Origin of the sequence: Stenotrophomonas sp. TWI273 (assembly GCF_039674765.1) — a bacterium.
Classification (GTDB): Bacteria; Pseudomonadota; Gammaproteobacteria; order Xanthomonadales; family Xanthomonadaceae; genus Stenotrophomonas.
The window spans coordinates 319,996-339,660 of sequence record NZ_JBDJOA010000005.1 but is presented as its reverse complement, the minus strand read 5'-3'; the positions used below and the strand labels follow the sequence as shown (position 1 = coordinate 339,660).

The 19,665-nt window shown below is 67.6% G+C and carries 19 protein-coding genes; 8 read left to right on the top strand and 11 right to left on the bottom strand.

The window, feature by feature from the left end; translation table 11 throughout:
- Window positions 1-30: 30 nt before the first annotated feature.
- The 3 genes from ABE571_RS09720 to ABE571_RS09710 form a co-directional block, all read right to left on the bottom strand.
- On the bottom strand, window positions 31-387 hold the full coding sequence (locus ABE571_RS09720) for a hypothetical protein (protein ID WP_313211287.1): 357 nt from the start codon (window positions 385-387) through the stop codon (window positions 31-33).
- An 85-nt stretch (window positions 388-472) separates the two neighbouring features.
- Complete coding sequence (gene rmuC / locus ABE571_RS09715) at window positions 473-2,056, bottom strand: DNA recombination protein RmuC (RefSeq protein WP_313211286.1); 1,584 nt, start codon at window positions 2,054-2,056, stop codon at window positions 473-475.
- Between the two features lie 37 nt (window positions 2,057-2,093).
- Window positions 2,094-3,101: a zinc-binding alcohol dehydrogenase family protein gene (locus tag ABE571_RS09710; protein ID WP_346493623.1), complete on the bottom strand. Its 1,008-nt coding sequence runs from the start codon at window positions 3,099-3,101 to the stop codon at window positions 2,094-2,096.
- A 90-nt stretch (window positions 3,102-3,191) separates the two neighbouring features.
- Here ABE571_RS09710 and ABE571_RS09705 point away from each other — a divergent pair, with 90 nt between their 5' ends.
- From ABE571_RS09705 to ABE571_RS09695, 3 genes are all read left to right on the top strand, one after another.
- Window positions 3,192-4,115, top strand: coding sequence for a LysR family transcriptional regulator (locus ABE571_RS09705; RefSeq protein ID WP_313211285.1), 924 nt, complete (start codon window positions 3,192-3,194; stop codon window positions 4,113-4,115).
- A gap of 61 nt (window positions 4,116-4,176) precedes the next feature.
- A complete protein-coding gene (leuE, locus tag ABE571_RS09700) occupies window positions 4,177-4,803 on the top strand; it encodes a leucine efflux protein LeuE (RefSeq protein WP_070474168.1) in 627 nt (208 codons plus the stop codon).
- A gap of 184 nt (window positions 4,804-4,987) precedes the next feature.
- Window positions 4,988-5,389: a hypothetical protein gene (locus ABE571_RS09695; RefSeq protein ID WP_070474169.1), complete on the top strand. Its 402-nt coding sequence runs from the start codon at window positions 4,988-4,990 to the stop codon at window positions 5,387-5,389.
- Here the strand turns inward: ABE571_RS09695 and ABE571_RS09690 are convergent.
- Complete coding sequence (locus ABE571_RS09690; RefSeq protein ID WP_346493622.1) at window positions 5,355-6,254, bottom strand: LysR family transcriptional regulator; 900 nt, start codon at window positions 6,252-6,254, stop codon at window positions 5,355-5,357. The genes ABE571_RS09695 and ABE571_RS09690 overlap by 35 nt on opposite strands.
- Before the next feature lie 100 nt (window positions 6,255-6,354).
- On the opposite strand from ABE571_RS09690, the gene ABE571_RS09685 reads away from it, so the two are divergent.
- From ABE571_RS09685 to ABE571_RS09675, 3 genes are all read left to right on the top strand, one after another.
- Window positions 6,355-7,350 (top strand): aldo/keto reductase, encoded by a 996-nt coding sequence (locus ABE571_RS09685; protein ID WP_313211282.1) that lies wholly within the window; start codon window positions 6,355-6,357, stop codon window positions 7,348-7,350.
- Between the two features lie 101 nt (window positions 7,351-7,451).
- On the top strand, window positions 7,452-7,862 hold the full coding sequence (locus tag ABE571_RS09680) for a hypothetical protein (protein WP_313211281.1): 411 nt from the start codon (window positions 7,452-7,454) through the stop codon (window positions 7,860-7,862).
- 146 nt (window positions 7,863-8,008) lie between these two features.
- On the top strand, window positions 8,009-9,421 hold the full coding sequence (locus ABE571_RS09675) for an amino acid permease (protein ID WP_313211280.1): 1,413 nt from the start codon (window positions 8,009-8,011) through the stop codon (window positions 9,419-9,421).
- Window positions 9,422-9,546: 125 nt separating this feature from the next.
- Here the strand turns inward: ABE571_RS09675 and ABE571_RS09670 are convergent, their stop codons facing one another.
- Together ABE571_RS09670 and ABE571_RS09665 are read right to left on the bottom strand one after the other, a co-directional pair.
- Window positions 9,547-10,797, bottom strand: coding sequence for a dipeptidase (locus tag ABE571_RS09670; protein ID WP_346462796.1), 1,251 nt, complete (start codon window positions 10,795-10,797; stop codon window positions 9,547-9,549).
- Between the two features lie 119 nt (window positions 10,798-10,916).
- The gene (locus ABE571_RS09665; RefSeq protein WP_313211278.1) at window positions 10,917-12,086 is read right to left on the bottom strand and encodes a class I SAM-dependent rRNA methyltransferase; all 1,170 of its coding nucleotides are present in this window, start codon (window positions 12,084-12,086) and stop codon (window positions 10,917-10,919) included.
- Between the two features lie 414 nt (window positions 12,087-12,500).
- Between ABE571_RS09665 and ABE571_RS09660 the strand changes: the two genes are divergently transcribed.
- Together ABE571_RS09660 and ABE571_RS09655 are read left to right on the top strand one after the other, a co-directional pair.
- Window positions 12,501-13,460, top strand: a complete 960-nt coding sequence (locus tag ABE571_RS09660) for a TerC family protein (RefSeq protein ID WP_070474178.1) — start codon at window positions 12,501-12,503, stop codon at window positions 13,458-13,460.
- A gap of 97 nt (window positions 13,461-13,557) precedes the next feature.
- A complete protein-coding gene (locus ABE571_RS09655) occupies window positions 13,558-14,340 on the top strand; it encodes a rhomboid family intramembrane serine protease (protein WP_070474180.1) in 783 nt (260 codons plus the stop codon).
- Between the two features lie 113 nt (window positions 14,341-14,453).
- Here the strand turns inward: ABE571_RS09655 and ABE571_RS09650 are convergent, their stop codons facing one another.
- From ABE571_RS09650 to rpmH, 5 genes are all read right to left on the bottom strand, one after another.
- Entirely contained in the window at window positions 14,454-15,506 is a 1,053-nt protein-coding gene (locus ABE571_RS09650; RefSeq protein ID WP_346493636.1) for a glycerophosphodiester phosphodiesterase, read from the bottom strand.
- A 136-nt stretch (window positions 15,507-15,642) separates the two neighbouring features.
- Window positions 15,643-16,986 (bottom strand): tRNA uridine-5-carboxymethylaminomethyl(34) synthesis GTPase MnmE, encoded by a 1,344-nt coding sequence (gene mnmE / locus ABE571_RS09645; protein ID WP_313211277.1) that lies wholly within the window; start codon window positions 16,984-16,986, stop codon window positions 15,643-15,645.
- Window positions 16,987-17,094: 108 nt separating this feature from the next.
- On the bottom strand, window positions 17,095-18,792 hold the full coding sequence (gene yidC, locus ABE571_RS09640) for a membrane protein insertase YidC (RefSeq protein WP_088435262.1): 1,698 nt from the start codon (window positions 18,790-18,792) through the stop codon (window positions 17,095-17,097).
- Window positions 18,792-19,283: a ribonuclease P protein component gene (gene rnpA / locus ABE571_RS09635; protein ID WP_313211276.1), complete on the bottom strand. Its 492-nt coding sequence runs from the start codon at window positions 19,281-19,283 to the stop codon at window positions 18,792-18,794. Before rnpA ends, yidC begins: the two co-directional genes overlap by 1 nt.
- A 5-nt stretch (window positions 19,284-19,288) precedes the next feature.
- Window positions 19,289-19,429 (bottom strand): 50S ribosomal protein L34, encoded by a 141-nt coding sequence (gene rpmH / locus ABE571_RS09630; protein ID WP_006404565.1) that lies wholly within the window; start codon window positions 19,427-19,429, stop codon window positions 19,289-19,291.
- Between the last annotated feature and the right edge of the window lie 236 nt (window positions 19,430-19,665).

Genomic DNA, 19,665 nt, shown 5'->3' with positions numbered 1-19,665 from the left:
GAGGCACAGCATAGCCGTGCCCGGGGGGCGTCAATCGACGCAGATCGTGCCCATCGCCACACCGCCATCGATGCGCTGGCGGCAGCCGAAGTTCTGGCTGACATCGCGCTGGCAGACGCCGCGCGCGGCCGTTCCCGGCGCGACATCACTGGTGGCCAGGCACTGGCCACTGCAGTCGGCCTTGGCGCTGCAGACCTTGCCGGCATCGGCGTAGGGCACCACGCACTGCACGCGCTGCAGGCGGCCCAGCGGCTGCAGGCTGCCACCGGCGGCGGTGCATTCGGCGGCGCTGGGCGTTGTCGGTGTCGCTGCGGTGGTGTCTGCAGGTGGGGTACTGCTGCACCCGGCCAGGGCGAACAGGAGAGACAGCATCAGGGGCAGGCGCATGGACGGTTCCTTGAAGGATGGGAGAAAGCAGGGAAAAGACGTGCCCCGCAGCATGCGCGATCGCGTGCATGCAGGGCGTCGGCGCTTAGTCCTGCGGCGGGCTGGCTTCGTCGCCGGCCACGTCCTCGTCCTCGCCGCTCATGTCGCCGAGCAGGTCCTGGGTCTGTTCACTGCCCAGCGTTTCCACGCTGCGCAGGCGGCGCTCGATGGTGCGCGTCTTGCGGCTGGCTTCGCCGAGGCTGCGGCCGACGGTGGTGATCTGCTTCTCGGCCTTTTCCAGGATGCCGGCGAACTTGCCGAACTCGCTCTTGACCGCACCGAGCAGGCCCCACACTTCACTGGAGCGCTGTTCGATGGCCAGCGTGCGGAAGCCCATCTGCAGGCTGTTGAGCAGCGCGGTCACGGTGGTCGGGCCGGCCACCACCACGCGATGGTCGCGCTGCAGCAGGTCGATCAGGCCGGGGCGGCGGATCACTTCGGCGTACAGGCTTTCAGTGGGCAGGAACATCACCGCGAAATCGGTGGTGTGTGGCGGGGCGATGTACTTGTCGCAGATCGATTTGGCCTGGATGCGGATCGCGCGCTCGAGCTGCGCGCCCTGCACGCGCACGCCCTCGACGTCGCCCTGCTCCTGCGCATCGAGCAGGCGCTCGTAATCCTCGCGCGGGAACTTGGAATCGATCGGCAACCACACCGGGGTGTCTTCATGGCCGCGGCCCGGCAGGCGCACGGCGATATCGACGATCTCGTTGCTGTCCGGGCGCACTTTGACGCCGCGCGCGTACTGCTCCTGGGTGAGCGTCTGCTCGAGGATGTTGTCCAGCTGCACTTCGCCCCAGCTGCCGCGGTTCTTGACGTTGGTCAGCACGCGCTTGAGGTCGCCCACGCCGGTGGCCAGCTGCTGCATCTCGCCAAGCCCGCGCTGGACCTGCTCCAGCCGCTCGGAGACCAGCTGGAACGAAGCACCCAGGCGGGTTTCCAGGGTGGTCTGCAGCTTCTCGTCCACGGTCACGCGCATCTGGTCGAGCTTCTCGGCGTTGTCGCTCTGCAGGCTCTTGAGCTGCTGCTCGAGCGTGGCGCGCATCTCGCCGATACGCTGCTCGTTGCGCTGGGTCATTTCCTGCAGGCGCAGGCCCAGCGATTCACCCAGGCGCTGCTGCGACTGCCCGGTTTCCTCGCGGCCCAGGCGCGCGTCTTCGGCCAGGGCCTGGCGCAGCGCGGCCATGTGGCTGTCGGTGCGCGTGGTCAGGTCCACCAGCTGCTGGCCGAACGCTTCAATGCGCGCCTGCTGCTGTTGCCCGAATGCTTCCAGCTGCGCACGCACTTCCTGCATGCGCAGTGCCAGCAGGTCGCCGGTGCGCTGCTGGCTGAGCGTGCTTTCCTCGCGTGCCTTGCGCGCGTCTTCACCGAGCGCATCGCGCAGCAGGTCCAGGCGCTGGTCGGTGCGGGTGGAGAGATCGGTCAGCGCGCGCGCGAAACTCTCCAGCCGGGCATCCTGCTGGCGGCCCAGGCCTTCGAGCTGCTCACGCAGTTCGCTGCGGCCGACCCGCGCTTCCTCGCGCAGGGTCTGTTCGAGGCCGCCGTTGCCGGAACGCCGCAGCAGCGCGAGCAGCTGCAGCACGAGGACGGCACACACCAGGCCGCCGAGAATGAGGAATTCGGTTTGCATGCGCCAAGTGTAGGCCGCGGCGGTCTCATTGGCTGCGTCAGAACCCTTCAAGCACGAGCTTGCCCCGCGCGCGGTGGCTCTCGATCAGGGCGTGCGCCTGACGCAGGTTGGCGGCGTTGATGCGGCCGTAGTGTTCGCCCAGCGTGGTGCGCAGCACGCCCGCGTCGATCAGCGCGGCGACGCGCTCGAGCAGCTCGTGCTGTCGCTGCACATCGGGGGTGTTGAAGCTGGAGCGGGTGAACATCGATTCCCAGTGCAGGGACAGGCTCTTGCGCTTGAGCGCCATCACATCGAGCTGGCCGGGATCGTCGATCAGCGCCAGCTGGCCCTGCGGGGCTAGCACGGTGACGATCTGGTCGTAGTGCTGGTCGGTATGGGTCAGGCTGGCCACGTGGCTGACCTCGGCGATGCCCAGGCGCTGCAGGCCTTCGCTCAGCGGCTGGGTGTGGTCGATCACGTGGTGCGCGCCCAGCGCGTAGACCCAGTCCTGGGTATCCGGGCGCGAGGCGGTGCCGATCACGGTCAGGCGGGTCAGCTGGCGGGCCAACTGGACCAGGATCGAGCCGACGCCACCGGCGGCACCGATCACCAGCAGGGTCTGCCCTTCGCCGCCGTCTTCCGCGATGCGCAGGCGATCGAACAGCAGCTCCCAGGCGGTGATCGCGGTCAGCGGCAGTGCCGCGGCGGCGGCGTCATCCAGGCTGGCCGGCTTGTGGCCGACGATGCGCTCGTCCACCAGCTGGTACTCGGCGTTGCTGCCGGCGCGGCCGATCGCGCCCGCATAGAAGACCGCGTCGCCGGGCTGGAACAGGGTCACCGCGTCGCCCACCGCATCCACGATGCCGACCGCGTCGAAGCCCAGTACGCGCGGCTCGGTGACCGCCACGCCGGTGCGGACCTTGGTATCGACCGGGTTCACCGAGATCGCGCGGACCTCGACCCGCAGATCGCGCGGGCCGGGGGTGGGGATCGGCAGGGTGATGTCCACCAGCGCGGCGGGGTCGCTGATCGGCAGGCCATGCTGGGTATAGGCGACGGCTTTCATCGGGGGAGATCCAGTGGGGAAGGCGGACAGCGTGCGCTTCACGGCGGGGTGGAGAAAGGCGCAAAATCGGGCAGCACTTTCACTGCAGGAATGAAAATGATCCGGTTCGACGACCTCGCCCTGTTCGTCCGCACCGCCGCGCTGGGCAGCTTTTCCAACGCCGCACGCGAGGCGGATCTGCTGCCCGGCCAGGTTGCTGCGGCGGTGGCGCGGCTGGAACGCGAGCTGGACCTGCGCCTGTTCGTGCGCTCCACCCGCAGCCTGCGCCTGACCGCCGAGGGCGCGCTGTACCTGCCCTATGCGCAGGAGGTGCTGGCCGCGCTGCGCGAGGGCGAGGCCCGGGTGCGTGGCGAGGATGCCGAACTGCGCGGCACGCTGCAGGTGGCCGCACCCTCGGATCTGGGCCGCAACCTGCTGCTGCCATGGCTGACCGAGTTCCGCGCCGCGCACCCGAAGCTGCAGCTGCGCCTGCAGTTGTCCGACCAGGTGGCCGATGTGTTCCGCGATCCGGTCGACATCGCCTTCCGCCTGGGCCGCTTCGACAACGCCAGCTATGTCGCCCTGCCCCTGCTGCCCGGCAATCGCCGGGTGCTGGCCGCATCACCGGACTACCTGGCCCGGCACGGTACGCCGGACAACCTGGAAGCGCTGAAGGAGCACCACTGCCTGCTCTATCAACTCGCTGGGCGTGCCTATGACCGCTGGAGCTTCGAGGCCGATGGTCGGCGCACGGTGATCCCGGTGCGCGGCAACATGGTCTGCGACGATGCCGACGTGGTCCGGCGCTGGGCAGTGGCGGGGGAAGGCATCGTGTTCAAGTCGTGGCTGGATATCTGCGCCGATGTGCAGGCCGGGCGCCTGCAGGTGCTGCTGGACGGGGCCGGCGACAGTCTTCCGTTGAACCTGGTGTGCCCGCACCGCAAGCAGTTCTCGCCCGCCATCCGGCAGCTGCATGCGATGTTCGCGCAACGGCTGCAGCCGCTGCTCGCCGGGTTGCCGGCCGGCGCGCGCTGACGCTATCGCCCGGCGCGCGGCTGCCGGACAATGCCCCTCCCCCCGTAGTCGAGTCGCCGCCATGCCGTGGATGGGCATCCAGGATCTGTGGACCTTTGTTGCTGCCGTGCTGGTGTTCCTTGCACTGCCGGGCCCAGGCACCTTCACCCTGCTCACCGCCACCGGGCGCGGCGGGGTGCGCGGCGGTTACACGGCGCTGTTCGGCCTGCTGCTGGGCGACCAGATCCTGATGTGGCTGGCGGTAGCCGGTGTGGCGGCGCTGCTCAAGGCCAACCCGCTGGTGTTCCACGCGGTGCAGTACCTCGGCGCGGCGTACCTGGTGTGGATCGGCATCGGCCTGCTGCGCGCACCGCGCGCCCAGGGCGAGGAAGGTGGCATCCGCCTCACGCCGGGCCACTACTTCCGCCAGGCGGTGCTGATCAACCTGCTCAACCCGAAGGCGATCATCTTCTACATGGCCTTCCTGCCGTTGTTCATCGATCCGGCACGGCACCAGGGTGTGGTGACGTTTGCGACCATGGCGCTGATCATCTTCGTCATGGGGCTGGCCTACTGCTCGGTGCTGATCGGGGTGGGCAACCTGCTGCGCCGTCGGATTCTGCAGCACCCGCGTGTCGGGCTTTGGCTGAGGCGGGTCGCAGGGGTGTTCCTGGTCGGGTTCGGTGTGCGGCTGGGCGTGAGCGGCTGAACCCTTGCAGGCCGGCAGGGTGCACGATGACAGCGCGCGTCGTGTTCGGCTGCGGATAGGCAGCATCATCGCGACGCTCGGTTTTCATTCAAACATTGAGATTCCCCTGCGTACCGGCGAGGTGTCCAATCGGCGCCATCGTCCAACGTCGCCACCGGCGCGTGCGCAACACTGCGGGGACCCCATGCCGCCACCTGTCTACTTCGTGCAGCACCTGAGCGGTCATGACGAGCGCCTGCTCGGCATGCACACCCGGCGCATCGATCTGGCCCATCCCGCCGTGACCCGCATCGTCGCGGGGCTTCAGCCGCTGGACCGGATCGATCTGCGTACGTGCCTGTTCGACTGCCACGCCAGCCTGGTGCTTGGGCTGCGCCATCGCATCGCCGAGGCCGAAGCGGCGGCGCAGGGCTGGCGTCTGTTCGATGCCGACGGCGTGTTGTGCTGCAAGCGCTTCCCCGGGGATGCGCAGGTGATCTATCCACAGGGCCATCCACCGCAGGCAGACTGGGCACGCGCCCTGCTGCCCGGCACCGGCCCAGCCGCGCGCGTCAGCGCCGCATCGCCTCACGCAGGTGGTCGATGAACACCCGCAGCTTGGGCGCCATCTGCTCACGTGCCGGGTAGTAAAGGTGGAAACCGGCGAACGGCTGCTGCCAGTCCTGCAGCACGCACTGCAGCCGGCCGGCCGCCACGTCGCCGGCGTACAGCGCCTCGAACCCCTGGGCCAGGCCAATGCCCCGGGTGACGGCGGCATGGATCAGCCCGGCGTCGTTGAACACCAGCCGGCCCGCCACCTCGACCTCGAAATCGCGACCCTCGCCGGTGAACTCCCACGCCATCCGCCGGCCGGTGCTGAGCCGGTGCACGATGCACTCGTGCGCGACCAGGTCGGCCGGGGTCGCGGGCACGCCGTGCATGGCCAGATAGTCCGGCGTGGCCACCACCACCTGGCGTTCCAGCGGCCCGATCGGCACCGCGATCATGCCGCGGGCCAGGCTTTCGCCCAAGCGGATCCCCGCGTCGAAGCCGCCGGCGACCAGATCGGTCAGCGCGGTTTCCACGAACAGCTCCACCTCGATCTGTGGATAACGCGCCAGGAAGCCGGGCAGGTGCGGCAGCACCAGCAGTTCGGCAGCGATCCGCGGCACGTTGATGCGCAGCTTGCCGGCGGGGACATCGCGCACCTGGTCCAGGTCGTCGAACGCGGCGTCGATCCGGGCCAGGCCCTCGCGTACCTGCGCCAGGAAGCGTGCGCCCTGCTCGGTCAGGCCGACCCGGCGCGTGGTCCGGTGCAGCAGCCGCACGCCAAGGTGGGCCTCCAGCGCACGCACCGTCTGCGAGAGCGCCGAGGGCGATACGCCCAGCTCGTCGGCGGCCCGGGTGAAGCTGGCATGGTGCGCGACGCGGGCGAAGGCAACCACGGCGGGCAGGGGATGCTGAGCGCTCATTGTGAAGGCTTGCTTCAAAGACGATGCAGGAGCGGCCAGTTTATCCACATAGTCCGCAGGAGGATGCTGGTCCTGTTCCTTCCCTTCCCCGGAGTACTTCATGCAGACCCGCACCCTTGGCCGTGATGGCCCCACCGTTTCCGCGCTCGGCCTGGGCTGCATGGGCATGAGCGCCTTCTATGGCGGCCGCGGCAGCGATGCCGACGCGATCGCGGTCATCCACCGCGCGCTGGAACGCGGCGTCACCCTGCTCGACACCGCCGACATGTACGGCCCGCACACCAACGAGGTGCTGGTCGGCAAGGCGATCGCCGGCCGCCGCGACCAGGTGTTCCTCGCCACCAAGTTCGGGATCAGGCTGGAGCCGAGCGACACCGCCGCGCGCAGCGTCGATGGCCGCCCCGAGTACGTGATCGCCGCCTGCGAGGCCAGCCTGCAGCGGCTGGGCGTGGACCACATCGACCTGTACTACCAGCACCGCGTGGACGGCACGGTGCCGATCGAGGACACCGTGGGGGCGATGGCGCGGCTGGTCGAACAGGGCAAGGTGCGCTTCCTCGGCCTCTCCGAAGCCTCGGCAAGCACGATCCGCCGCGCCCATGCGGTGCATCCGATCACCGCGGTGCAGACCGAGTACTCGCTGTGGTCGCGCGATCCGGAAGCCAACGGTGTGCTGGCGACGGTGCGCGAGCTCGGCATCGGCTTCGTACCCTACTCGCCGCTGGGCCGTGGCTTCCTGACCGGCGCGATCCGCAGCCCGGCCGATTTCGACGCCGATGACTACCGCCGCCAATCGCCGCGTTTCCAGGGCGAGAACTTCGACCGCAACCTGGCGCTGGTCGACGCGGTCACCGCGATGGCCAAGACCCAGGGCGTGAGCCCCGGGCAGCTGGCCCTGGCCTGGGTGCTGGCGCAGGGCGAAGACCTGGTGCCGATCCCGGGCACCAAGCGGCTGGCCTATCTGGAAGAGAACCTCGGCGCGCTGCAGGTGCAGCTGAGCGCCGACGCGCTGGCCCGGATCGATGCGATCTTCCCGGCCCATGCCGCCGCCGGCCCGCGTTATGCCCCTGCGGCCATGGCAACGTTGAACCGCTGACCTCCACCGGCCGGATCGGCATGCTCGATCCGGCCGAGGCTGCCGACAGCGTGCGCGGGGGAGGACAATGGCCCTCTTTCTGCCTGGTTGGACCCTGCCCCATGCGCTGGCTCGCCCCGCTGTTGCTGCTGCTGGCCATCGCGCCGGCACACGCCGATGAGATCCGCTGCCTGACCGGCGGCAGCCGCCAACAGATCCACCTTGAATGGAAACTCCCCGAGGGCACTGCCGACGGTGAGCGGGTCAGTCATGTGCGTTACGCCGGCAAGACCGCGTGGCTGCGGCTGACCCTGGCCTCGCAGGAGAGCACGGTACTGGCCGAGGATCGCCCTTGGCAGTTCGATACGGTGTGGGACGAGCACCTGGACGGCAAGGTCATCGGCCACTATGCGATCAGCACCCAGGGCGCGCGTATCTATGGCTTCTCCTACACCAACGCGCGGACGGGCCAGCAGACCGTGTTCGGTGAAGACGTCGGTGCGATGACCGACACGGGCTGCCACTGGGAATGAGCGTCCGGCCTTTGTGCCGGTTTCGTCACCTTCGCCTCAGTCATGCGGGCCGTGCAGCCGCTTACGACGCTTGGCAGTAGTAATGCTGCGCCGCGTTCGGTAAAACTCGCAGACTTGTCGTTCACAGTCATCCACCGCGAGGCCCCATGTCATTGCTCCGGCGCAAGTCCCTAGACACTGTCACCGTCCATGAAGCCGGCAGGCAACTGATCCCGACCCTGAGTTGGCCGCACCTGATCGCGCTGGGCATCGGCGCCATCGTCGGCACCGGCATCTACACCCTGATCGGTGTCGGCGCGAACCTGGCCGGCCCCGCGGTGCTGATTTCCTTCGCCATCGCCGGCGCGGTCTGCGCCTGCGCGGCCCTGTCCTATGCCGAGCTGTCGACGATGATGCCGGCCGCTGGCAGCGCCTACACCTACAGCTACACCGCCCTGGGCGAGGTGGTGGCCTGGGTGGTCGGCTGGAGCCTGATCCTGGAGTACTCGCTGGTGGTGAGCACGGTCGCGGTCGGGTGGTCCGGCTACGCGGTCGGCTTCCTGCACGGCTTCGGGATCGACCTGCCCTTGATGCTGACCGCCGGCCCCCACGTGGAAGGCGGCTTCATCAACCTGCCGGCGGTGCTGATCACCTTCCTGGTGGCCGGCATGCTGATGGCCGGCACCAAGGAAAGCGCGACCCTCAACGCAGTCCTGGTGGTGATCAAGATCATCGCGCTGACCGTGTTCGTGGCGATCGCCCTGCCGCACTTCGATACCGGCCACATGGAGCCGTTCATGCCGTTCGGCTTCGTCAAGTCGCTGGGCGCCGATGGCGTGGAACGCGGGGTGATGGCGGCCGCCGCGATCATCTTCTTCGCGTTCTACGGCTTCGATGCGATCTCCACCGCCGCTGAAGAAACCAAGAAGCCCGAGCGCGACCTGGCGATCGGCATCATCGGCTCGATGGTCGGTTGCACCATCATCTACGTGCTGGTGGCGCTGGCCGCCGTGGGTGCGATGAGCTACACGATCTTCGGCCAGAGCGCCGAGCCGCTGGCGCTGATCCTGCGCGAGCTGGGCAGCCCGGGTGCGGCCAAGTGGATCGGCGCTGCCGCCGTGATCGCGCTGCCGACCGTGCTGCTGGCCTTCCTGTACGGCCAGAGCCGCATCTTCTTCGTCATGTCGCGCGATGGCCTGCTGCCGCGCGGTCTTTCCAAGGTCAGCGCGCGCACCGGCACGCCGGTCGCCACCACGCTGTTCACCGCGGTGCTGGTGGCCGCGCTGGCCGGCGTGGCACGTCTGGACGAGATCGCCGCGCTGGCCAACGCCGGCACGCTGGCCGCGTTCACCGCGGTGGGCCTGTGCCTGGTGGTGCTGCGCAAGCGCGAGCCGAACCGCGTGCGCAAGTTCCGCACGCCGCTGGCCTACGTGGTCGGCCCGCTGGCGGTGATCGGCTGTGTGTACCTGTTCTTCAGCCTGCCGAGCACCACGCAGTTGTACTTCCTGGCGTGGAACGTTCTGGGCCTGATCGCCTACTTCGCCTACGGGCGTCGCAATGCGGTCCTGGGCAAACGCTGAGCTATCGCGCCGGCCACCGGGCCGGCGATGAGCGGGGGTGAAAAAGGCAGGCCCAGGGCCTGCCTTTTTCGTTGTTGGCAGCGGTGACACCACCCTGCCGCGCAGCGCGCGACGCGCCACTGGCCTCAGGGTTTCGCGGCGGCGACCTTGGCCGCGTGATCCTGCGCCTGCTGCATGACGCGCAGCAGGTTGCCGCCCCAGATACCGGCGATCTGTTTCTCGCTGTAGCCCTTGCGCAGCAGCCACGCGGTGATCTTCGGCAGCTGGCTCACGTCGGGCAGATCGGCCAGGCCGCCGCCGCCATCCCAGTCCAGCCCGATGCCCACGTGTTCGGGGCCGACCACCGTGAGGATGTGCTCGAAATGCGCGAAGAAATCGTCGAGCGTGGCCTTGCGCAGCGGAATGCGCTGGTCGATTTCCTCCAATCCCTTCTTCAGCGCGACACCCTGCTGGATGCTCATGCCGTCGTAATCGGTGCCCAGCTGCGCCATCAGCGCCGTCTCGGCCGCCTTGCGCGCCTCACTCTTGGCGGTGTCGATCAGATAACCACCATAGGCGTTGACCTGGATCACGCCGCCGGCCTTGGCCAGCCGCTTCAGACGCGCATCGTCGAGGTTGCGCGGATGGTTGTAGATCGCCTTGGCCGAGCTGTGCGAGAGCACGAACGGCACCGGCATGCGCTCGATCAGATCATCGAACACCGCATCGGCGGCATGCGACTGATCGATCACGATGCCCAGCCGCACCGCTTCATCCACCAGCGCCTTGCCGGCCGGACTCAGGCCCTTCCACTCGGCGCCCTTGGGATCGGTGGCCGAATCGGCGAACTCGTTGTTGGCGAAATGCACCGTGCTGAGCAGGCGCAGGCCGGCCAGGTGGTAGTAGCTGAGCAGTGTGGGATCGTCGACCAGCGGGCTGGCGTTCTCCATGCTGATGTAGACCACGCGCTTGCCGGCGGCCTTGATGCGCGCGGCATCGGCGGCGGTCAGCGCAAGCTGGAAGGTGTCCGGATGCGCGGCGAGCATCTCGCGGATCTCGGTCAGCCGCAGCAGGCCGGCATCGCGGTCATGCTGGTGCGCCTGCGCGCTGCGGTCGCCCTGATCGGTGTAGATCGCCCAGAAGCCGCCGTCGAGCGCGCCTTCGACCATGCGCGGGTAGTCCACCTGCGACAGTGCGTTGTGGTCGTGCCGCTGGGTGATGTCGAAGCCGGCGCGGTGGAAGTTGGCCGGCGTATCCAGATGGCTGTCCAGGGTCAGCAGCCGCTGCTGCAGCGTGGACGCCCTGGCCAGTTCCTGCGGGGTGAAGTCGACCGCGTGGGCGGCCAGTGGCGTGCACAACGCCAGCGAGACCAGCAAAGACAGACTGCGCAACGTCATGACGCCTCACCTTGGGTTGTCGAGCCACGCCATGCGTGGCTGGGCTTGATCTGGCCCGCGAAGCCACGCATGGCGTGGCTCTACGGTCCCGGGTTCAACGGGTCTGGCCCGGTCAGACCTCAATCCACCACGCGGCAGAACACCGCCTTGAGATACCGCGATTCCTGCACGTGGGCCATGAACGGGTGATCCGGACCGGCGCCGGCCACCTTCAGGATCTGGATGGTGCGGCCGGCGTAGAAGGCGGCGCGGCGCAGCATGTCCAGGAACTGATCTTCGGCCACCAGGCCGGTGCACGAGAACGTGGCGAGCAGGCCACCGGGCTTGACCACTCCCAGCGCCAGCTTGTTCATGTCCAGATACTTCTTCAGCGCGGTGATGACCTGGTCGCGGTCGCGGGTCATCTTGGCCGGGTCCAGGATCACCACGTCGAACTGCTCGCCGCGGTTGGAAGCATCGCGCAGCCACGGGAAGATGTCGGACTGGATGAACTTCGGGCGCACGTTGTTGAGCTTGGCGTTGCCCTTGGCGATGGCGATCACGTCTTCATCGATGTCGATGCCGACCACCTCGGCCGCACCGCGCGCGGCGGCGTACACCGCAAAGCCACCGGTGTTGCAGCACAGGTCCAGCACGGTCTTGCCTTCCACCTGCTGGCTCAGCCATTGGCGGTTCTCACGCTGATCGGCGAAGAAGCCGGTCTTGTGCGCACCGGCCGGGTCGGCGCGGAACTTCACGCCGTACTCGGTGATCACCGAGGCTTCGGTGGTGGTGTTGCCGTGGAAGTCGAAGCTTTCCTGCTTCTGCACGTGTTCGTCGGCGAAGCTGTGGAAACGGCAGCCCGGGAATTGTTCGCGCAGGGCTTCATACACCCACTCGCGGTGGCGGAACATGCCGGCGGCGAAGAATTCGACCACGACCAGGTCGCCATAACGATCCACGACCAGGCCGGACAGACCGTCACCTTCGCTGTGGACCACGCGCCAGGCATCGGAGATCTCGTCCAGCTTGAGCACCTCACGGCGCAGCGACACCGCCTGGGCGATCTTGCGCGAGAACCAGCCGGCGTCGACCGGGATGCCCTGATCGGTCTCCAGGATGCGCACGGCAATGCGCGAATGACCGTTGTAGAAGCCACGCCCGATCCACTCTCCGTCCACGCCGACGACGTCGACGATGGCACCGGGTTTGGGACGGACGGCCGGCTTTTCGACCAGTTTCTGGAAGATCCACGGGTGGCTGGAGCGCCAGGCGTTCTTGAGGCGGACAACGGGGGCAGGGGTATTCATGGGCGTATTGTAAACGGGAAGCCTGCAGCCCTCGGCGCTGGGAGCGACGCCGCTGGCGCTCTGGTGGTGACGGCCGCTGGCCGTCAGCGCGCTAAACCCGGCCGCTACGTGGTTGATGGCCAGCGGCCGTCACTACCGGTTGGGGCGTTTCGTTCAGCCGCACCGGGGCATGGAAAGGATTTGACGCCGGCCCCGGCACCCCGCAGAATCGGCCCCAGAAGGGGAGTAGCTCCCAGACGTTGTCGCCGTCAATTCGAGCCCGCAGGCTCCGGTGCAACGGCAGTCCCACCCATCGGGACTGCGAGCGAGACCTTCGCCGTATGGCGAAGCTCTGTCCCTGGATCCCCCCGATCCTCCGTTGCAGATCCTCGCCATCCGGCTTGAGGCAATCTATTTTTCCAACGGATAAACCCAATGCAGACGATCGGTAATGTGTGGTTGTGGGGCGGCTTCGGCGCGGTGGTGATCATCGCGCTGCTGGTCGACCTCGTCCTGATGCGACACGGCGGCCCCCACAAGGTCACCTTCAAAGAAGCCCTGTGGTGGTCCATCGGCTGGGTCGCCCTGGCCCTGGCCTTCAACGGTGGCCTCTGGTACTACCTGAACGAGACTGCCGGCCAGGTGGTGGCCAACAAGGTCGGCCTGGAGTTCCTGACCGGTTACCTGGTCGAGAAAGCCCTGGCGGTGGACAACATCTTCGTGTTCCTGATGATCATGGGCTACTTCGCGGTGCCCGAGGAACAGCGTCAGAAGGTATTGATCATCGGCATCCTGGGCGCGATCGTGCTGCGTACGATCATGATCTTCGCCGGCAGCGTGCTGCTGACCAAGTTCCACTGGCTGCTCTACGTGTTCGGTGCGTTCCTGCTCTTCACCGGTTGGAAGATGTGGTTCTCGGCCGGCAGCGAGCCGGATCTTGAGACCAACCCCGCCCTGCGCTGGATGCGCAAGCACCTGCGCCTGCTGCCCGACTATGCCGGCAACGCCATGAGCGTCATGCGCGATGGCAAGCGCTGGTTCACGCCGCTGTTCGTGGTGCTGATCCTGATCGCGGTCACCGACGTGATCTTCGCGGTGGACAGCATCCCGGCGATCTTTGCCATCACCACCGACCCGTTCATCGTGCTGACCTCCAACGTCTTCGCGGTGCTGGGCCTGCGCGCGATGTTCTTCCTGCTGGCCGGCATGGCCGATCGCTTCCACCTGTTGCCGTACGGCCTGGCCCTGGTGCTGGCCTTCATCGGCATCAAGATGATGCTGATCGACCTCTTCAAGATCCCCACCCCGATCTCGCTGGGCGTGGTGGCGGTGATCATCGCCGCGACCGTGGTGTTGAGCTTGAAGAACCCGCCGAAAGAAGGCGGCCACGCCTGACCGACCGTGCCGCCTGCGGGATTGTCCCGCAGGCGGTACCTCTCTCTCCCACGACGTTGCCCTTGTGTTCATCCGGGGCGACGCCATCCCTAAGGGTATGAACGCCAACCTGCCCCAGCCCACCGGCGCGCCGCCGGTTCCGTCCCGCAACGACCGTGGTGGTGTACTGCGGGCGTTCAACCTGAGCCTGGCCTTCGTGGTGCTGCTGGTCGCGGTGTATACCGCCCAGGGCCACTTCGACTGGCGTCCGTGGGCCGTGGCCCCGCTGGACAAGGCCGGCCTGCTCGGCATTCTCGGTGCACCGCTGCTGCACGGCTCGATCCAGCATCTGGGTGCCAACGCGGCAGCCCTGCTGATCCTCGGCACCCTGGCCGGCAGCGTGTATCCCAAAGCAACGCTGCGCGCGCTGCCCCTGCTGTGGCTCGGCTCGGGCCTGGGTGCCTGGTTGCTCGGCGATCTGGGCAGCCGCCATCTGGGCGCCAGTGGCATCACCCACGGCCTGATGTTCCTGGTGTTCGTGCTCGGCCTGCTGCGCCGCGACCGGCCAGCGATCGCTGCCGGGCTGATCGCCTTCCTGTTCTACGGCAGCATGCTGCTGACCATCCTGCCGCACGAGCCGGGCGTGTCCTGGCAATCGCATATGGGCGGTGCCTTCGCCGGCATCATCAGCGCGCTGCTGTTCCGCCTCTCCGACCCGATGGCGCCGCGCAAACGCTACAGCTGGGAGGATGAGGAAGAGGACGACATCGAGGCAGCGCGCGACGCCGATCTGGAGCCGCCCTCCCCGACCCGCGTGCCGGTGCTGTGGCAACCGCGCGAGGGCCGCGACTTCGTGGTGCTGCCGTTCCGGCGGCGCGATGAAGGGTCATCGCTGGATTGACCGGCGACGCCATCTGATGGCATGCCGGGGTAGAGCCACGCCATGCGTGGCTGCCGTGCGCCGGACATTCCGATATCGCGCCGATCACGATCGTACCGACCAACGGTCGGTACCTACCGGCTCGCCGGTGCGCCATCCCCATCCACCGCACGCCTGCCCAGCGCCGGGTCATCGGTGAAGAAGGCATCGATGCCGGTGGCCAGATAGGCCCGCATCTCGGCGACCGAACCTTCCGCGTTGCGGGTATTCGGCTCGCCGCTGCGGAACTCCGCGGCCTGGAAGTAGTTTTCCGGCCGGAACGTATACGGCACCACCATCAAGCCGGCCGCATGCGCATCACGCACCAGGGAGGTCGGGGTGCCGAGCTTCCCCTGCGCGTCCAGCGGAATGACCATGCGCAGGCTTGGGCCGATGCCGTCGGCATAGGTGGCCACGTCGCGCAGCCCGGCCGGGGTGATCAGGTCGGCATAGCGCTGGCTGCCCTTGGCCGCGAGTACATCACCGGGCTGCTGCTTGGGATCGCCGAGCAGCTGCAGCAGGCGGATATTGCTGTCGCGGCCGAGCTTGCCGCGCAGGTAACGCAGGTTGCCGACCTCGAAGGACTGGATCGTCACCGGCGCCACGCGGGTATAGGCGTTGCCCTGCAGCGTGGCCAGCACCTTGTCTTCTATCGGCAGGCCGATGCCCTTGAAGTAGGTGCCGTGTTTGATCTCGGGCACCAGCCCGATGCCGCGGTTGGCGCGGCCGGCCTGCTGCACCAGGAAGGCGATGATTTCGTCCAGCGTGGCGATGCGGAACTGGCCGTCGAACGCGGTGCTGCGCAGCTGCGGCAGGCGCTCGCGGGCGTACAGCGTCTTCAGTTCGGCCAGGCTGAAGTCTTCGGTGAACCAGCCTTCGATGCGCTCGCCGTCGATGGTCTTGACGGTCTTGCGGCTGGCGAACTCGGGGTGCGCGGCCACATCGGTGGTGCCGCCGATCTCGTTCTCGTGCCGCGATACCAGCACGCCGTCCTTGGTCATCACCAGGTCCGGCTCGATGTAGTCGGCGCCATCGGCGATGGCCTGCGCGTACGCGGCGAGCGTGTGCTCGGGCAGCAGCGCACTGGCGCCGCGGTGGCCGTAGACGGCGGCCCTGGCCGGCGTGGAGGAAGACGATTCAGCGCTCATGGCCACCGATGGTGCCACGGCCAGCGACACCAGCAACACACCTCCCCACAACTGCTTGGACACTGCAAACCCCTGTCGATAAAGAACCCGGTCAGTCTGCTGCAAGGCTGTGACAGCGCGAAGAAAGGCCGCGTGCCTACTTCCCGATACAGAAGCTCGAGAAAATCCGCCCCAGCAGGTCATCGGCGCTCATCCGCCCGGTGATCTCGCCCAGCGCCTCATGGGCCAGGCGCAGTTCCTCTGCCGCCAGCTCCAGATGCTCGTGGACCAGCTCCGATTCGGCGCGCTCGGCATGGCCGATGCCCTGGCTGATCGCCTCGACGTGGCGGGCGCGCGCGGAGAACTCACCGTCCACGCTGTCGCCGGCACTGCCGCTGGCCAGCGCGCGCAGGCGTGCGTGCAGCTGATCCAGGCCGAGGCCGGTCGCGGCCGAGACATGCACCACGTCTGCACGAGCGTCGGACGGCATCGCGGCCAGCAGATCGCTCTTGTTGTGGATCCACAGCTGCTGCGGCACATCGTCGATGCTGTCGCCCACCGCGTCGCGGCCGGCCTGCGGATCGCGTGCATCGACCACCACGATGGCCAGGTCGGTGCGCTGCATCTCCACGCGCGCCCGGCGCATGCCCTCGCGCTCGATCGCGTCGCCGCCGTCGCGCAGGCCGGCGGTGTCGACCAGCGTGAGCTCAAGACCGTCGATGCGGATGGTCTCGCGCAGGGTGTCGCGGGTGGTCCCGGCGATGTCGGTGACGATCGCCCGTTCACTGCCGGCCAGCGCATTGAGCAACGAACTCTTGCCGGCGTTCGGCGGCCCGACCAGCACGGCGTGCAGGCCGTCGCGCAGTTTGCGGCCGCGTTCGGCATCCTCGCGGAGCCGGATCAACGCCTGCAGGGCGGTGACCAGGCCACTGCGCACCTGCGCGCCGCCGAGGGTATCGAGCGGTTCGTCGGCGAAGTCGATCGCCGCCTCCACGTGGATCCGCAGCAGAACAAGCTGTTCTGCGACCTCGTCCACACGGCGCGAGAACACGCCGTCCAGCGAGCGGCGGGCCGCGCGCGCTGCGCGGGTGTCGCTGGCGGCGATCAGGTCGGCGATGGCTTCGGCCTGGGCCAGGTCGAGCTTGCCGTTGAGGAAGGCGCGCTCGCTGAACTCACCGGGTCGTGCCTGGCGTGCGCCCAAGGCAATGCAGCGCGCGACCAGCTGCTGCAGCACCACCGGGCTGCCGTGCCCCTGCAGTTCCACCACCTCTTCGCCGGTGAAGCTGTTCGGCGCCGGGAACCACAGCGCGATGCCGTCGTCGATCACCTCGTCGCCCGCATCGCGGAAGCGCGCGTAGTGCGCATGCCGTGGCTGCATCGCGCGCACGCCGATCGCCTCGGCGATGGGCCGCGCCTGCGGGCCGGACAGCCGCAGCATGCCGACGCCGCCAGCGCCGGGCGCGGTGGCGATGGCCACGATGGTGTCGGGGGCATGGGTCATGTCGGGCTCACTGCAGGGTGCGGGGAATCAGGGGGCATTCTACGGACCGCACGGTTGGCCGGGCCGCAGATGCAGGAAACCCGCCTTGCGGCGGGTCTCCTGTGTGGCTTACTTCTTGGCGGTGACGACCGGCAGCGGATCGCTGCCATGACGCTTGGTCATCCACCACTGCTGGAGCAGGCCCAGGCCGCCGTTGACGACCCAGTACAGCACCAGACCGGACGGCATGAAGGCCATCATGACGCCGAACACCAGCGGCATCAGCTGCATCATCTTGGCCTGCATCGGGTCCATGCCCGGTGCCGGGGTCAGCTTCTGGGTGGCCCACATCACCGCCACGTTGATCACCGGCAGGATGAAGTACGGGTCACGTGCGGTCAGATCCTGGATCCAGCCCAGCCACGGGGCCTGGCGCAGTTCCACCGATTCCACCAGCACCCAGTACAGCGCGAAGAAGATCGGCATCTGGATGAGGATCGGCAGACAGCCGCCCATCGGGTTGATCTTCTCTTTCTTGTACAGCTCCATCATCGCGGTCTGGAACTTCTGGCGGTCATCGCCATAGCGTTCCTTGAGCTGCGCGATGCGCGGCTGGAAGCGACGCATCTTGGCGCCGGACTTGTACTGCACGGCCGAGAGCGGATACAGCACCAGCTTCAGCAGCACCACCAGGCCGACGATCGCCCAGCCCCAGTTGTTGACGACCTTGTGGACCTGGTTGAGGACCCAGAACAGGCCCTGGCCGATGATCGCCATCAGCGAGAAGCGGCTGTAGTCGACCACGCGGTCCAGGCCCTTCACGTCTTCCTTGGCGATCAGGTTGACCAGCTTCGGGCCGACCCACAGACGGGCTTCGGTGCTGACCTGCTGGCCCGGGGCCACGGTGAAAGCCGGGCCACGCGCTTCGATCTGGTCGCGGCCGTTGTTCTGCGCCAGCGAGTACTGCGCGGCCTGGTCGGCCTGCGGAATCCACGCGGTGAAGAAGTGGTGCTGCAGCATCGCCAGCCAGCCGCCGGTGATGGTGCGGTTGAGGTGGCCGTCGTCCAGGTAATCCTTGAACGCGCGACGCTCGTAACCGTCCTGCGGGCTGAACCAGGTCGCGCCGTTGAAGCTGAACGAGTCCGGGTTGGTCATGCTGCGCGAGAGGATGGTCGGGGTGCGGTCCAGGGTGCGGAACACGTAGCCGCTCCACGGGGCGCTGCCACCGTTGACCACTTCATCCTTCACCGTGATCGCGTACTCGTTGCGACCCAGCGAGTAGGTGCGGCGGATGGTCACGCCGTTCGGGCCGGTCCATTCGAAAGGCACCGTGACCTCGTCCTGGCCCTTGGCCAGCACGAAGTCGTGGTTGTCGCCGACCAGCTTGAAGCCGTTGGCGGCCGGCACCGGCATGGTCTTGTCTTCGCTGATCCAGCCACTCACCGCGCGGTACGGGTGGGTCGCTTCTTCGGTCAGCAGGCGGACCGGCGGGCTGCCTTCTTCCTTGGTCTGCGGGAACTGCAGCAGCTCGGCATCCAGCACCGTGCCACCGTCCAGCACCAGACGCAGGACGTCGGTGGTGATGGTCACGCGGGCCGGACCGGCCTCGGTCTGTGCGGCCGGCTGTGCCGCCGGCAGGGAACCGTCCGCCTGGGGCACGGGCGCACCGGGGATGCTGCCGGCAGCCGCACCCGGCACGCTGGCCTGGGTAGTCTGGGTGGCCACGGCCGGGGTCGGCGGCGCGGCTTTATCGCGGCCCCACTCCATCCACAGCAACACGGCCACCATCAGCCAGGCAAAAATCAGGAAAACGCGGGTCTGGTTCATCAGCGTGCAGGCTCGACGGGGCCGGCACGCAATGCCGGCTCGGACTGGGAAAGGGGTGCAACGCCCAGGGGCGGCGGCATTGTGCCGTCCGCGCCCGGCATGGGCAATGCGCCAAGGCGGCGCAACAGGCGTTCAAAGGCCTGGCGGAGTTCTGAATTGCTGGCGGTACGGGCGGCACTGCGGGCAACGACGACGTAATCGCCGGCACTCATCCACGGCCGTACGTGGCGTGTGGCATCGCGCAACACACGCTTCACTCGGTTGCGACCCACGGCTCGGGGATCGACTTTGCGCGACACCGCAAGACCCAACCTGGCTGGCGTATCGCTCTTCAGCCAGTGCAGGGTCATCAGCGGATCGGACACACGGCGGGCGCCGTTGAAGACCGTTGTATATTCGGCACGCGTACGAACCCGCGCAGAGCGAGGAAATCGCTTGCGCGGGTCGGAACTGCTCACAGTCAGGATTGCGTCTGCCGCGGAAAGCGGCATTGCAATCAAGCGCTCAGGACTTTACGGCCCTTGGCGCGGCGACGCGACAGGATCTTGCGGCCGTCAGCGGTCTTCATACGGGCACGGAAGCCATGGTCGCGCTTACGCTTGAGGTTGCTGGGTTGGAAAGTGCGCTTGGTGGCCATGCGGGCCTCTATATGAAGGGGACGGAAAGAACCGGAAATTCTATAGACCTCATCGAGGTCCCGTCAAGTGTCTGTCACTACGGGAATTCACCGGGCTGTGCAATAGCTGTGGATCGTTTTGTGAATAACTTTGGGACAACCATTCCCGGCCCCCCTCGTCGGTGGTAGTCTGCGCCATCCATTCTTCCCCCCTTCCGGCCTGCGGTGCGGCGCTTTTGTTCGCCTATCCGCTGGCC

Bases quoted from the DNA above. Each gene is read 5' to 3' on its own strand.
- ABE571_RS09720 (WP_313211287.1), bottom strand. From the start codon at position 387: ATGCGCCTGCCCCTGATGCTGTCTCTCCTGTTCGCCCTGGCCGGGTGC.
- rmuC (WP_313211286.1), bottom strand. From the start codon at position 2,056: ATGCAAACCGAATTCCTCATTCTCGGCGGCCTGGTGTGTGCCGTCCTC.
- ABE571_RS09710 (WP_346493623.1), bottom strand. From the start codon at position 3,101: ATGAAAGCCGTCGCCTATACCCAGCATGGCCTGCCGATCAGCGACCCC.
- ABE571_RS09705 (WP_313211285.1), top strand. From the start codon at position 3,192: ATGAAAATGATCCGGTTCGACGACCTCGCCCTGTTCGTCCGCACCGCC.
- leuE (WP_070474168.1), top strand. From the start codon at position 4,177: ATGCCGTGGATGGGCATCCAGGATCTGTGGACCTTTGTTGCTGCCGTG.
- ABE571_RS09695 (WP_070474169.1), top strand. From the start codon at position 4,988: ATGCCGCCACCTGTCTACTTCGTGCAGCACCTGAGCGGTCATGACGAG.
- ABE571_RS09690 (WP_346493622.1), bottom strand. From the start codon at position 6,254: ATGAGCGCTCAGCATCCCCTGCCCGCCGTGGTTGCCTTCGCCCGCGTC.
- ABE571_RS09685 (WP_313211282.1), top strand. From the start codon at position 6,355: ATGCAGACCCGCACCCTTGGCCGTGATGGCCCCACCGTTTCCGCGCTC.
- ABE571_RS09680 (WP_313211281.1), top strand. From the start codon at position 7,452: ATGCGCTGGCTCGCCCCGCTGTTGCTGCTGCTGGCCATCGCGCCGGCA.
- ABE571_RS09675 (WP_313211280.1), top strand. From the start codon at position 8,009: ATGTCATTGCTCCGGCGCAAGTCCCTAGACACTGTCACCGTCCATGAA.
- ABE571_RS09670 (WP_346462796.1), bottom strand. From the start codon at position 10,797: ATGACGTTGCGCAGTCTGTCTTTGCTGGTCTCGCTGGCGTTGTGCACG.
- ABE571_RS09665 (WP_313211278.1), bottom strand. From the start codon at position 12,086: ATGAATACCCCTGCCCCCGTTGTCCGCCTCAAGAACGCCTGGCGCTCC.
- ABE571_RS09660 (WP_070474178.1), top strand. From the start codon at position 12,501: ATGCAGACGATCGGTAATGTGTGGTTGTGGGGCGGCTTCGGCGCGGTG.
- ABE571_RS09655 (WP_070474180.1), top strand. From the start codon at position 13,558: ATGAACGCCAACCTGCCCCAGCCCACCGGCGCGCCGCCGGTTCCGTCC.
- ABE571_RS09650 (WP_346493636.1), bottom strand. From the start codon at position 15,506: ATGAGCGCTGAATCGTCTTCCTCCACGCCGGCCAGGGCCGCCGTCTAC.
- mnmE (WP_313211277.1), bottom strand. From the start codon at position 16,986: ATGACCCATGCCCCCGACACCATCGTGGCCATCGCCACCGCGCCCGGC.
- yidC (WP_088435262.1), bottom strand. From the start codon at position 18,792: ATGAACCAGACCCGCGTTTTCCTGATTTTTGCCTGGCTGATGGTGGCC.
- rnpA (WP_313211276.1), bottom strand. From the start codon at position 19,283: ATGCCGCTTTCCGCGGCAGACGCAATCCTGACTGTGAGCAGTTCCGAC.
- rpmH (WP_006404565.1), bottom strand. From the start codon at position 19,429: ATGGCCACCAAGCGCACTTTCCAACCCAGCAACCTCAAGCGTAAGCGC.